Source organism: Criibacterium bergeronii, assembly GCF_001693775.2.
Classification (GTDB): Bacteria; Bacillota; Clostridia; order Peptostreptococcales; family Filifactoraceae; genus Peptoanaerobacter; species Peptoanaerobacter bergeronii.
The window spans coordinates 12,203-25,626 of the sequence record NZ_MBEW02000018.1; the positions used below are offsets into that span (position 1 = coordinate 12,203).

13 protein-coding genes and 1 pseudogene are annotated in these 13,424 nt (G+C 34.6%); 3 read left to right on the forward strand and 11 right to left on the reverse strand.

The genetic code is table 11. The features are described 5' to 3' along the window. Positions 1–4: 4 nt before the first annotated feature. The 5 genes from BBG48_RS07755 to flgM all read right to left on the reverse strand — a co-directional run bounded on the left by BBG48_RS07755 (position 5) and on the right by flgM (position 4,706). The gene (locus tag BBG48_RS07755) at positions 5–205 is read right to left on the reverse strand and encodes a hypothetical protein (protein WP_068913860.1); all 201 of its coding nucleotides are present in this window, start codon (positions 203–205) and stop codon (positions 5–7) included. A 254-nt stretch (positions 206–459) separates the two neighbouring features. After that, positions 460–1,998 carry a flagellar hook-associated protein FlgL gene (flgL, locus tag BBG48_RS07760; RefSeq protein ID WP_068913859.1) on the reverse strand — a complete coding sequence of 513 codons (1,539 nt, stop codon included), beginning with the start codon at positions 1,996–1,998 and terminating at the stop codon, positions 460–462. A gap of 20 nt (positions 1,999–2,018) precedes the next feature. Continuing rightward, positions 2,019–3,740: a flagellar hook-associated protein FlgK gene (flgK, locus tag BBG48_RS07765; protein WP_068913858.1), complete on the reverse strand. Its 1,722-nt coding sequence runs from the start codon at positions 3,738–3,740 to the stop codon at positions 2,019–2,021. A 112-nt stretch (positions 3,741–3,852) separates the two neighbouring features. Then, positions 3,853–4,350, reverse strand: coding sequence for a flagellar protein FlgN (locus BBG48_RS07770; protein WP_068913857.1), 498 nt, complete (start codon positions 4,348–4,350; stop codon positions 3,853–3,855). Positions 4,351–4,430: 80 nt separating this feature from the next. Continuing rightward, the gene (gene flgM, locus BBG48_RS07775) at positions 4,431–4,706 is read right to left on the reverse strand and encodes a flagellar biosynthesis anti-sigma factor FlgM (RefSeq protein WP_068913856.1); all 276 of its coding nucleotides are present in this window, start codon (positions 4,704–4,706) and stop codon (positions 4,431–4,433) included. Between the two features lie 268 nt (positions 4,707–4,974). Between flgM and murI the strand changes: the two genes are divergently transcribed. Further along, on the forward strand, positions 4,975–5,802 hold the full coding sequence (murI, locus tag BBG48_RS07780) for a glutamate racemase (protein ID WP_068913855.1): 828 nt from the start codon (positions 4,975–4,977) through the stop codon (positions 5,800–5,802). Between the two features lie 84 nt (positions 5,803–5,886). Here murI and BBG48_RS07785 read toward each other — a convergent pair whose 3' ends face one another. From BBG48_RS07785 to BBG48_RS07800, 4 genes are all read right to left on the reverse strand, one after another. Next, positions 5,887–6,297 carry a flagellar protein gene (locus BBG48_RS07785; RefSeq protein WP_068913854.1) on the reverse strand — a complete coding sequence of 137 codons (411 nt, stop codon included), beginning with the start codon at positions 6,295–6,297 and terminating at the stop codon, positions 5,887–5,889. A 62-nt stretch (positions 6,298–6,359) separates the two neighbouring features. Continuing rightward, positions 6,360–7,064 carry a response regulator transcription factor gene (locus tag BBG48_RS07790; RefSeq protein WP_068913853.1) on the reverse strand — a complete coding sequence of 235 codons (705 nt, stop codon included), beginning with the start codon at positions 7,062–7,064 and terminating at the stop codon, positions 6,360–6,362. Continuing rightward, complete coding sequence (glgB, locus tag BBG48_RS07795) at positions 7,057–8,982, reverse strand: 1,4-alpha-glucan branching protein GlgB (RefSeq protein ID WP_068913852.1); 1,926 nt, start codon at positions 8,980–8,982, stop codon at positions 7,057–7,059. Before glgB ends, BBG48_RS07790 begins: the two co-directional genes overlap by 8 nt. Before the next feature lie 24 nt (positions 8,983–9,006). Further along, a complete protein-coding gene (locus BBG48_RS07800; RefSeq protein ID WP_068913851.1) occupies positions 9,007–9,435 on the reverse strand; it encodes a GNAT family N-acetyltransferase in 429 nt (142 codons plus the stop codon). Between the two features lie 248 nt (positions 9,436–9,683). Here BBG48_RS07800 and BBG48_RS07805 point away from each other — a divergent pair, with 248 nt between their 5' ends. Then, on the forward strand, positions 9,684–10,172 hold the full coding sequence (locus BBG48_RS07805; RefSeq protein ID WP_068913850.1) for a ferritin: 489 nt from the start codon (positions 9,684–9,686) through the stop codon (positions 10,170–10,172). A gap of 118 nt (positions 10,173–10,290) precedes the next feature. Beyond that, positions 10,291–10,809, forward strand: a complete 519-nt coding sequence (locus tag BBG48_RS07810; RefSeq protein WP_068913849.1) for a flavin reductase family protein — start codon at positions 10,291–10,293, stop codon at positions 10,807–10,809. Positions 10,810–10,870: 61 nt separating this feature from the next. On the opposite strand, the pseudogene BBG48_RS07815 reads toward BBG48_RS07810, so the two are convergent. Continuing rightward, positions 10,871–11,011, reverse strand: a pseudogene (locus BBG48_RS07815) (type II toxin-antitoxin system RelE family toxin); the annotation flags it as partial. Positions 11,012–11,161: 150 nt separating this feature from the next. After that, the gene (locus BBG48_RS07820) at positions 11,162–13,414 is read right to left on the reverse strand and encodes a U32 family peptidase (protein ID WP_068913848.1); all 2,253 of its coding nucleotides are present in this window, start codon (positions 13,412–13,414) and stop codon (positions 11,162–11,164) included. Between the last annotated feature and the right edge of the window lie 10 nt (positions 13,415–13,424).

A 13,424-nucleotide genomic window follows, 5' to 3' on the forward strand; every position in this document is an offset into this window, starting at 1 on the left:
ACCTCTACATTTCAATATTTTCTATCTGTCTTAGGCTCGTGTCAAGGTCATCAAATTCTTTTTGCAGTTCGTCTAAAACTGCCTCTAAATCCTCAACCATTTTTTTATTTCCTATACCTATGTCACAATAATTCTTTGCAATTGAAATGGAATATATGTATGAACGTAGGTTGTCTCTTCTTTCTAATACACTTTTAATTAACATAATCTTCTCCTTTGTTTACATATACATTAAAATATGTTTTATAAATTAATAATCAAGAGATATTTATTTTTACTATCGGTTAAAAAACTCTACCTCTTTACTAAAAATGGTAAAGCCATACCTATAAATAAATTTTTTTCTAGTATAGCATAGATTTTGAGATTTGTAATTAATTTTTCTTTAAAAAAAGACTTGTCGATGAAATTATTTTCAAAGACAAGTCAGTTTTTGCATAGTTTATTTATATCAATTCACTATCTTATAAAATCTAACAAGGACGGCTGTAATATTTTTGCTGATACTGAAAGTGCAGCCTTGTATACATAATATGCTTGTGATAACTGCATGGATGCCTCGTTGTAATCTGTATCTCGTACTCTTGACAAAACATCACGATAGTTTAAGTTTATTCTTTGTGCTCTTGAGTCCATTATGCTATACATATTCATTCTAGCTCCTGCCTTACCTTGGCAAGCTAGGAAGTTATTTTCATGGGCTTCGACCATCTTTTGCATTCTAGATAAGCCTTGAGTGTTTCCCTCTCCTAGGAATTTTGAAATTCTGTCCATCATTTCAAAAAATCCCATATGCTCACGTTCAGGCTCTTTCATTTCGCCATTTGTAGTAGGCAACCAACTACCATCTGAAGGGATTACATTTTTTGTTATCGGGTCAGTAACTTCAGCTTTATTTACTGTTATTTTTGCCCCATAGTTTTTATCAGATACAAAACCTATTTTGCCTTCGTCATTTACAAATTGTCCGATTTGAACATCCGGAATTTGTTTTCTCAAGTTTTCGTTTAATTTATTAATTATATCTGTTAAGTCCTTTGCTTTAAAGTCCCCTTCTAATTTAACATTGACTGTAGGAAGTTTAGTTTTAATAGGTGTTGCATTTGGGCCTGTGGCTGTGAGCTTTGTAAGGCTCTCATAGGCAGCGTCTACTTTATCTTTTGCGTTCTTCAAGTCATTTGATACTTTTGTACTTACAGCTTTATCCTTATCATTGATTTTTGTATCTAAGCCAATGCCGTTTGTTTGCGTGCCTTTTATTTTATATCCGTCAACTGTTGTCTGTGCAAATGTATTTGTACCGTCATACTTGGTGTTCATTAAGTCATATTCTTGCAAATCTATGCTTAAATCTATATTTAGATGTACGGACTTATCTTTGTCCTTGTCAAACGGGATATCTGTTTTCGCTGTGGTTGATGTATGGAAGTATTCGTTGCCGAAGATGTCTACTCCTGATAGGTTTATGCCTGTTTTTTGCCCTACACCTATGTTGTAGTTGATTTTTTCATAGTTTAGTCCTGCTAGATATAAATCCGTGTTGTATCTTCCATCTTTGTTTACAAATTTTTTTGTGGTGTCATAGCCTGAAAACTGAAATCTACCCATGAAGTCATCATTTGCTACTGTAATGCACGAATTTTTCAGCTCCTCTATTTCTTTTTGTATTTGTTTTCTATCTTCTACTGTCTTGCCGTCTGATGCTCCGCTGATGGTAAGCTCTTTTATCCTCTTCATCATATCGTTAAGTGACCTCATTGACTCATCACTTTTTGATGTCCAAGAGTCGGCATCTAATACGTCTTGTCTATACATCTCGTTGACACTTACCTCAGACATAAGTCTAAGCGCCCTTGCCACTGCAATAGGGTCGTCTGATGGTCTATGAAGTTTATATCTTGATGACATATCATTGTATATTTTATCCATTTTGTTCAAATGATTAAACTGGTCTAACAACGTCCTTGCAGATGTCATTTGATTAGTTATTCTTAGCATTTTATTACTCCTTAACTATATTATAGACCTACTCTACCCATACGATTGATTATGACGTCTAGCATCTCATCGACTGTGGTTATCATCCTAGCTGAGGCATTGTATGCGTGCTGGAATTTTAGCATATTTGTCAGCTCTTCGTTTTCACTAACTCCTGATACTGATAATCGGGTCATGTTTAGCTCTAGCTCTTCTATAGTTGCATTTTTAAGCGTATCCTTTGCCTCTTTGGCATCTACACCTAATACTGATGTAACTACTGACTTTATGATATCCTCAGGTATACCTTTACCTATTGTAACCATCCTTGATTTACCTTTAGCATCTAAGGCATTAGGGTTTACTATGTTTAATTCCACGCTTAGCTGTGACTCTTTCATTGCAAAAAATCTGTGGAAGTTTTCTTGGTCTGATTGGTCTGCCTTGCCGTCTTTACCTTTTACCAATCCTATTGCAAGCTTAGCTGTGGAGTTGACTATGTGAGAGTTTACTCTGACATTCTTTGCATTTATTGGTGCAGGTTTACCATCTGCCATCGTCTGTCCGAAGGACTCAAATAGCGGCTCTCCCTGCTCTCCGTTTGCATCTATTCCTGATGTATGAATTCTGTTTGCCTCTTCTGCAAAAGCCTTCATATATTCATTGGTAGCTCTGATGTAAAATGGTACACCCTTTACCTTGTGGTTCATAGATGGGTCACCAACGCTGTCTCTTTGCTGTAATGCTGCACCTAATCTTCCGCCAACATTGTTCATGTCGACTTTTTGTCCGTCATAAAACTCAAACCTAGTCACTTGCAAGCCTAGGGCATCTGTGGTAGGTTCATAATACAGTTGGTTGCCCTTTGCATCTTTTATAAGGTTACCATCTTTATCTTTTGCCTCTTTGAGTGCATTTCCATTTGCGTCTTTAGAGCTTGTTGTAGTTCTATAATTTTGAGCTACATTGTTTAAATCTGTAGTAACTTTACCGGCATTTTTTATCTCAAATACGTCATTGTGCATTACTACCGGATGACCGTCTACTATAAGATTCCAAGTCTCTTGTGGTTTGCCTGTGGAGTCTTTTAGTACTTGCTTTTGCACTTTTACGTCTACTAATTCTGATATTTTATCTACTAAATTGTTACGTCTATCTCTAAGGTCGTTTGCCATTGAGCCGTCTGACTCGCTGATAAATATTTCTTGGTTTAGTGTTGCAACCTGATGGAACATAGAGTTTAAATCTGTTACCATTGCGTTTGCATCTTTGTCCAAGTCTTTAACCGCTGTTTCCAACTTTTCTGACAAGCTGTTGAAGTAGTTTGTCATGGTAATTGCTGTGGTGATAAAATTTGACCTTGTCGTGTTATTTTCGGGGTGTTTTATGACAGCATCTATCGCATTAAAAAAGTTGTCTATAATTGATGTAATTCCCTTGTCACTTGGTTCTGCAAAGATATTTTCAAGATTTCTAAGTGATGCAGATGTTTCGCTCCAATACTCTTTTGTGCTTAGCTTTGCTCTATATCTTATATCGATTAGCTCATCTCTAATCTGTTTTATATATTTCATTCTAACGCCTGTACCAAGCCAACCGCTAGTCCCATCATATGTAGGAGTTGCATTTACTTGGTCAGACCTTTGTCTTGTATAGCCTTCGGTGTCTATATTTGCTATGTTGTGCCCTAGGACATCCATAGCTCTTTGTGCTGCGAATAATCCAGATACTGCTGCATTAAAGCCAGAAAATGTAGATCTCATTTTTCCTCCCAACTTTTGCTCTTAAACTCATCAAAGTTGAATATTTATATACAATGTTTAAATTAAAAAGTTATAAATGGGCATATTTTAGCTAATGCTTATTTATAACTTTTTAGTATTTGCTATCGAAAAGTGACCCCCCGACGACATTATTTTTCGTTTTACCCTTAATGTCATTATAGGTGGTCATTTGAGCATCTCCTACCAAAAGATTGTTTGCTATCTCTATTTCTTCAAGTATAAAGAGTATTAGGTCTTTATTGACGTCATTTTGGTCTTTCAGCATCTCCATAGAATTTTTTAGCTGTTTTGCAATCTCCGCAAGCTCCATGGATTTTTCCTGAGACAATGTGTCAATCACCGTCCTGATATTTGTAATTTTTTTGCCCTGAGCCTTTTCTTCTTCTTTAATTATGGAGTCTCTAATTTTCTCTAAATTTATTATCTGAGCTGCAAGCTTTTCTTCTTTATTTGTGATTTCCAAAAGCTCTGAGGTGTCATTATTTTGTATTACCATCATTTTTTTGCCTGCAAGGGTAATTAATTCGTTTGTAGCTTGTAGCTGGTTTTTAAATGTATCCACAAGGCTATTATATTGCTGTGAGTCCATACTCTTTCTACTCCAGTTCACTTAACTTAATTTTATGAAACAAAGTAATCTTTACTATTCTTGCTATTATAAGATTGATATTAGTCGTTAATCTCTCCTAATAGCATTGCTCTAGCTATCTTAGAAGAGTCAACAACATAACTGCCGTTACTAATTTGATTTTTAATATTTTCGACTTTTCCTGTCCTGATAGGCTCAAGATTTTTTAGTTTATCCATTGCAACTGAAAAATCCATAGCAGTTTTAGAAATCTGAACATCAAACCCGCTGGCTGCCGGTGATGTACTTTGGCTAACTGCACTTTTCTTATAAGTATTATAAATGCCATTTACTGAACTGGTACTTGATACTTTCATAAATAACTCCTTGTCTGTTTGTTGATTATTTCAATGTATTAATTATATCGACAGGTAGTTTGATTTTTTAAATATTTTTATAAAAGAATATTAAATATATGACTTAAAAATATGTCAGGCTAACAGCCACGTCTGCCTATCACACAATATAACTGGAATTTTATTTTTGACATTTTGTTTTTCCTGCTATATAATTTTATAAGAGAAAATGTTTTCTAAATTTGTTGATATATAATTTTTGTAAGCAGTTTTATTTTAAGGAGATGTCATGGATAATAGACCAATAGGGGTTTTCGACTCAGGTGTAGGTGCATTTTCAGTGCTGGAGCAGTTAGTAAAAATTATGCCTAATGAAAATTATGTTTTTTTTGGAGATAGCGGGCATAACCCTTATGGGCAAAAAACAAAGCAGCAGTTGCAAACGCTTTGTGAGGTTATCGCTGAATTTTTGATTAAACATGATGTAAAAATAATTGTCATAGCTTGTAATACTGCGACTGTTGCCTCTTTGGAATATCTACAGGGCAAGTTTAAAGATATAGATATAATAGGTGTAATAGAGGGCGGAGCAAAGGATGCTATCAAGGTCACTAAAAATGCTAAAATTGGTGTGTGTGCAACCTGCTTTACTGCGAACTCCCATGCCTATAAAGATAAGATTGAACAGTTTGCTAAAGACAAAAATATCGAAGTGTTTGAAGAGGGTAGTATAGACTTGGCTCATACTATAGAAAGCGGTTTTGACAAAGAAAAAGATGCTCATATAATAGAAGAATTTGTAGGCAGGTTTGACGGCAAGGATATAGATACTCTAATATTAGGCTGCACTCATTATCCAATGATAGCTGATGTATTTAAAAAATACTATGATGGCAATCTTGTAGACCCTGGTCTAAGCACTGCTAAAACTGCTATGGATATACTGACTAAAAAAGCTATGCTGACAAATTCAAGTGTTCATGGCTCTATAAAATATTTTGTCACTTCTACTGTCAAGTCTTTTATAGAAGTAGCTAAAAATCTAGTTGATTTTGAGCTTACAGATATACATCATGTGGATATTGAAAAGGAATTAGCTGAAAAGTCAAATAAATAATTTTTAAATGTATTTAAAAAACAAGCATAATCTAATAAATATTAGATGGTGCTTGTTTTTTTTAAATAAATATTTTTTAGTCTCTTATCTTGAGTGATAGGTGACTGAATTTTTATTTGCTTCTTGTGACTTATCAAGATTTTCTTTCATTTGGTCTCTTACATCTCTCATCTGTTTCATTGTATCCATTTTTTTACAGTCATCACAAAGTCTGCCGGATTTTATGGATTTACCACATTTTTCGCATCTCAACAAGGTGTTTGCCTCTTCGACTACTTCTATTCTGTCTTGCTTTAATAATTTTAAGATAACTGCCTCATCAACTCCGGTTTCATCAGCGACTTCCTTTATATCTGCTCCGGGATGGTCATAAAGATAATCTCTTACCAGCTTAAAGTCATTATCTATCTTTTTGTCAAAACATCTTTTGCAAAGTGTTCTGCCGTTTTCGGCGGCAAATGTTCTTCCACATTCTTCACAAGTTTTTAATTCCATGGTTATTCCTTTCATAATATAATGTATTTTAATTGTATAGTTACAAGGTTTTTTTATATTTTTTAGTCCTCTTCTTTAAAGTAATAGCCCACCCCTCTTTTTGTGATTATATATTTTGGATTAGACGGGTCGTCCTCAATTTTTTCTCTAAGTCTTCTTACTGTGACGTCTACCGTACGTTCACTGTCTACTCCAATGTATTCATACTTCCATACTAAGGTGAGCAGCTGCTCCCTAGAGTAAATTTTAGACGGGCTCATGGCTAAAAATTTTAACAGCTCAAACTCTCTGTAGGTGACCTTTAGCTCTTGTCCATTTTTGTAGGCTGTATATGTGGCGATGTCTATTTCTAAATCTCCAAAGATAAGCTTGCCCTCTCCTGCCTCCTCGTCAGTGGAGTTCATATTCATACGTCTAATGTTGGCTTTTACTCTTGCTATAAGCTCTTTTGGTGAAAATGGCTTGGTGATGTAATCGTCTGCACCGATTTCAAGTCCTTTTATTTTATCATTTTCTTCTTCTAAGGCTGTCAGCATGATTATCGGGGTTCTTAATGTTTTTCTTATTCTTTTACATACTTCAAAGCCATTCATACCCGGCAGCATTATATCTAGCAGTATAAGGTCGTATTTATCCTCAAGTGCTTTATTTAGTCCATCTTCTCCATCATAGGCTTGGTCGCAAACTAAGTCTTCTTTTTCTAGGTTGTATTTTATGATGTCTGATATATTTTTTTCATCTTCAACTATAAGTACGTTATTATTCAAATTTTACCTCTCTTTCAATGGGTAGCTCTAAGAACATTCTAGCAGAAAATGGTTGCAAATCCATTTTCAAATAATGCTTGCAATATACTTTCTTTTCGCAGCCTATAATATCTGCTTCGGAGTTTATCACATCTTTTGTTGTGGTGAATATGTCTTTGTATGAGGTTACTATTTCTTCTTTTTTTATGCAAATCGTAGATAAGATGTTATCTTTTTCGTATTTTGTACTGCCGCTATAAATATCCCAGTCAGAATTTAATAATTCTTTTATCCTTAATTTATTATCGAATTCAAATCCATAATCCTTATGAATTTTATCTGAAAAATTAAACACGCAAAATATTTTTTGGTCGTCACTTTTTCTCACATACGCATAGGTAACTCCGATGTCATCATTTACAGCTATCCATTTGAATGCACCAACCCTGTAGTCCTGCTGATAAAGTGCCGTATTGTTTAAATATAGTGCGTTTAAATCCTTGATATATCTATTAAATGAGTCGTGTATAGGAAATCTTAATATATCATAATCTTGCTGTCTAGTCTCGTCCCATTCTCTGAGCTGTCCCAGCTCGTTACCCATAAAATTTAGCTTTTTACCCGGATGCGTATACATATACATATATAATGCCCTTGCCTGTGCAAATTTGTCCATACCGTACATTTTTTGCATGATTGTGGCTTTTCCATGCACATTTTCGTCATGGGAAAATGGTAATAAAAATTTTTCACTATAAAAATACATCATCGAAAAGCTAATCTGATTGTAGACCTTTGCTCTTTGACTAGGGGTTTTTTTGAAAAAATCCAAGGTGTCATTCATCCAGCCCATATCCCATTTGTAGTCAAAGCCTAATCCTCCATCATAGACAGGAAATGTCACTTTTTTATAATCTGAGCTATCCTCTGCTATCATTATAATGTTTTTATTAATTCTGTTAAGACCTATATTTAATTTTTTTAAAAATTCTACTCCGTTTAGATTTACTCCCCTGTTTGAGTCACCATGATAATATATAATCCTGCTGATTGCATCCATCCTAAGACCATCAAAGTGGAACTCCTTTAGCCAATAATTTGCGGAGGAACACAAAAATGATGCGACCTCTCCCTTGGCATGGATAAAGTTGTAGCTACCCCACTCACTTAGCTCCATTTCATCATCAGGATATTCATAAAATGCTCTGCCGCCCATTTTTGCAAGAGCATAATAATCTGTGGCAAAGTGCACCGGCACAAAATCCATTATTACTTTTATATCATTTAGGTGCAAAGTGTTAATAAGAGCCTTTAATTCATCAGGTGTGCCATATCTTGACGTAGGCGAAAAATATCCCGTAGACTGATAACCCCACGATATATCCATAGGATGCTCTGTAAGTGGCATAAACTCAACCGCATTGTAGCCATGCTCTTTAAGGTAAGGTACTAACAGCTCTGCTATTTGCACATAGCTCAAAAACTCTTGTTTATCCCTATCCTTTGGCTCTTTCCACGAACCCAAGTGCATTTCGTAAATATTTAACGGCTCGTCAAAGGATTTTGTCCTTTTTTCTAAATATTTTTCATCAGTAAATTTATAAGAATTTAAATCGGTAATAATAGATGCAAAAGCAGGTCTTAGCTCCATATAAAATGCGTATGGGTCTGTATGCTCTACATAATTATATTCGTCAGAATATACTTTATATTTATACATTTGACCTTTTTTTGCACTAGGTATTTTTATTTCGTATACGCCATTAAAGTTGTAATTCATTACAGTTTCATTTTGCCAACCGTTAAAATCACCAATGAGGCTGACTTTTTTGGCATTTGGTGCATATATACGAAAACAAACCCCTTCGTCCTGTATATGTGCTCCAAAATATTCATATGCGTCAAAACAGTTTCCTTGCCAAAACTCCTTTAAATCCATAGCACACCTCTTTGGTAAGTCAAATTATTTTTCAAAAAGCTCTACATTTTTTCGGGTAAATTTCATACTTTGCATCAGTTTCATTGCTATATCATTTTCTTTATTTACCAGCACACCTACTGATATTGCCTTGTCATAATCATTCATGACTGTCTTTATCATTTGCTTGGCGATACCTTTTTTCCTGTATTCATTTTTTACAAAAATTTCTCTAATTAGCAAAATCATGCCATCAAGATAAATCGGATAAGTAAATTCAACCAGTATATAGCCTACAGCCTTTTTATCCAGCATGCAAATGAACGCCTTATAAGATGGGCTACCCTGATTGAGCTTTCTAATCGCAATTTCCTTATCATATGCTTGCAAATTTGTCTGCTGGCAAAAGCTCTGTATCATTTCTTGCATTGTGGGTGTATCGTAAAGCTCGTATTCCTTTAATCTTATGTGCATAATCCCTCCAAATATATGAATGATATGCTTATTTATAAACTTATATGATGTTATTTTTACTTTAAATATACTTATTCTATTTTATTCCATTTTACCATTAAAAATACTATATTTCAATAAAAAGTATCGATTTCAAAATACTTAATTGATTTATCAATTATTTAAAAAATATGCGAATATAAAGAAATTAATAGGGTAAGTATAAATAAAAGCAATGAAAAAAATAAATAGAATAATGGAGGTATACAATGGTTAGTGAAAAAATGGCTGAATTGCTATCTGAGCAGGTGAATAAAGAAATCCAGTCCGCTTACATTTATTTTGCAATGGAGCAGTATCTTGCAAACTCTTATGATTTTTCCGGATTTGAACATTTTATGAAAAAGCAAGCCGAAGAAGAAATTGAACATACTTACAAAATGATGAATTTTTTACATTCTGTAGACAAAAAAGTTGAGCTAAAGGCAATCCCTCAACCACCTACAGCCTATAGCGATTTCATAGATGTATTCAAAAAAGCTTACGAACATGAGCAATATATCTCTAAATCCATCATAGAGCTATTGGAGACTGCAATAGCTGAAAAAGATTATGCTACTGAAAACTTCCTACGTCACTTTGTAGACGAACAGGTTGAAGAAGAGGACAACTTTAGAAAAATAGTTGAAACCCTTGACTTTATCAACGGTGATATAAACGCTGTAATGAACTTCAACCTTAGTCTTGGACAAAGATAATTTTTTTTAAATAAATATATTTAATAAATTTATAAGTCCAAATTTAACTTGGACTTATAAATTTAATACATAATAATCAAAACAATTTATTATGTGAATTTTTTAACAGGAGGAATTTATGGATTACGCAGCTTTAGAAAAAATGAATTATGGGGTTTATATCGCAACCGCCAAAGAAGCAGATAAATTAGTAGGATGCACAATAAATGCAGCCGTACAAATTACCGCTACCCCGGTGACAATAGCAATATCAATCAACCATGATAATTTTTCGCACGATATAATACAAAGAACTAAAAAATTTGCAATATCGGTATTAAGCGAACATTCAAACCCAAAAATTATCGGAACCTTTGGATTTTTCTCAAGCAAGGACAAAAATAAGTTTGAAAATTTTGAATACCAAATAGTTGATGACCTACCTGTACTAAAGGACGTATCATCATATATAACCTGTAAAGTAATAGGTCAACTGGAGGCTCCAACACACACAATATTTTTGGGTGAAGTAATAAATGCAGAGGTGAACCCTGAAACAGGCTGTGAGCCAATGACATATGAATATTATCATAGGGTACTGCGTGGCAAAACATCTAAAAAAGCCGCAACCTATGTACCACCTGAGCAGCAAAAATAAATTTTATATCTTATCTAAAAAGACTGAGTTCAAAAAAATTGTTTGAACTCAGTCTTTTTTGTTATTCATATATTTTTCGTCTATGTCCCACATTGACTGCTGTTATTATAAGTATTTCGTCTTCAATTTTACATATTAATCTGTAATCACCTATTCGGTATCGCCATAATCCACTCAAGTTGGCTGTGAGTGCCTTGCCATGAAGTCTAGGATTTTCACAACCCTATAGAAAAACTCATAATAACCACCTCTTTGTAGTACATTGTAATACTAATATGACAAAATATCAAGTGAGATATCTGTCACAAGAAAACTTAGTTGCTGTCTAATTTTTCAGCACTTTTTATTAAAATCACAAAATCTCTTTATTAAAATGTCCTCTTGTCTGTCCTTTGGGTTCAAACACTGATTCGCAAAGCTCACCCGATAATTTTTTTTGTGCCTTTTTTACGATATCTTTTACTTCCTCAACAGGTTCTGTGGTAAAGTTTAATCTAAAAGCCTCTATTCCATGTATTGTTGGCATTTCGTCTAATAGATTTAGTACACGACCATTTAAAATAGTTACTGTGCAATCCTGATGAAATACCAATGGAAAACTGCCGTATTTGTCTTTTAATTCGTAGCTATTTTTTCTACAATCTGTGCATTTGCCTTTTGCTTTTAACGGACAGTAGTTTGTAACCATTAGCGGTGCTCTGCCATAGACAATCAACTCTAGGTTTGGCAATTTTTCATACCTTTCTTGATAGGCATCTACCAGCTCTTGTATCTGATTGCTGTTCATTTCGTATGAAAGTGTAACTCTCTTTGCTCCAAGCTCTTGTAATATTGCTACGCTTGCACTGTTTACTACGTTTAATGAATAGTCTGTAATAAACGGATTTGTAGCTTTATACCTTTGTATACCTCCATATCCGCCTACTAAAACCTCTGCGTCCATTTCTTTGTATTCATTTAAATTTCTTGGGATAATATTTTCAAAATAAATATCTTTTATGCCTGCGTCTTTGCACGCCTGATATTGCTCTTTGTTACTCACTGTAGCGGTTAGGTAAGATTTTTCTTCATTCCAAAAATTTTTTACCTCCGGTAGTAAATTTTTCTTATTAATTTTTTTTCTTACGATGGTGAGCCTTCTATCGTAAAGTGCCTGCACTATTTCTCTTCTTGCGTTATTTAACAGTTTTGATGGAATAAATACATTATTCGCATGATAATCGACTTTTCCAAGTGTAAATACAGTATCCCCCAGTTTTCCAAGCTGTTTTTTTACTTGGTTATCATCAGATGGCAAATTTGTAGCCTCATCCAGTGTTTCCTCCGATTGGTATCTGTAAGACTCCCCCAGTCCCTTTGCATCTATGACAAGTGGATTGCCAATGTAGGCTCTTATTTGCATATCCAGAGCAAATCTTTTGTATTCTCCGTCTAGCTGATTATCCAGCTCTTTATAAAAATTGTAGTCCTTGGTGATGTATACCAAATCTCCAATATTTAATTTTTCCTTGATTTTGATGTAGACCTCTTTGTCGGCTTTATTTATTAAATTACCATTTTTATCGTAAAGCTTTACCGCTTTTAAATTTACGTCCTCAGTGCCATGGCTTATTCTTATTATGTCATTTTGGTGTAAAGCCTTGTTTAATTTTATCTCATAATAGCCTTTTACAAATTTGCTCACTTTCCCGATTTCATAGCCAAAATTGTTTGGTCTGTCAGTGTTTGTGATGTCTTTTTTGTCCTCATGGAATAGATAGCCTTTTGTATAAGTACGGTTAAATGTTTTTTGTAAATCTGCTTTATCCTGCTTAGTTGCATTGCCGTCAATAGCTTTTCTATACGTTGCCACGACATTTGCCACATATTCAGGCTCTTTCATTCTGCCTTCGATTTTTAAGGAGTCTATGCCGTCCAATTTTGATACATAATCGACAGTGTTAAGGTCTTTCATGGATAAAATGTAGCTGCTACCCAGTGAGTCGCCGGTGGTTGTGTTTATCATATCGTACTCCTTGCGACATGAACCAACGCATCTGCCTCTGTTGCCTGACCTAAAGCCAATTAGTCCTGACATTAGACAGTTTCCGGAAAATGATACGCAAAGTGCCCCATGGGCAAAAACCTCTACCTTAACATCTACCTTTTCACGAACTTGCTTTACCTTTTCAATCGGCACTTCTCTTGCCAGCACTACTCTTTTTGCCCCAAGCTCTTTCATAAGTAATGCCCCTTCAGCATCATCAATCCCCATCTGAGTGGAGCAATGAACCTCCATGTCCGGATAAAGCGACACAATTACATTCAGTGCAGCCAAATCCTGCACAATTACTCCATCAACACCAATATTGTATAAAACTTCGAGCTGCTCTTTCATGTCTTTTATTTCGTCCTCAAAGACAATGGTGTTCATAGTAACGTAAATTTTTACACCTCTAAGGTGTGCATAATTAGTCGCTTTTTCAAGCATATCATAGTCAAAGTTTACTGAATAGGCTCTAGCTCCAAATTTTTTCGTGCCAAGATATATCGCATCGCATCCATTTGCAATAGCAGCCTTTAATGCCTCCATACTCCCTGCAGGAGCAAGTAGTTCTGTTTTCATGTTTTACCTT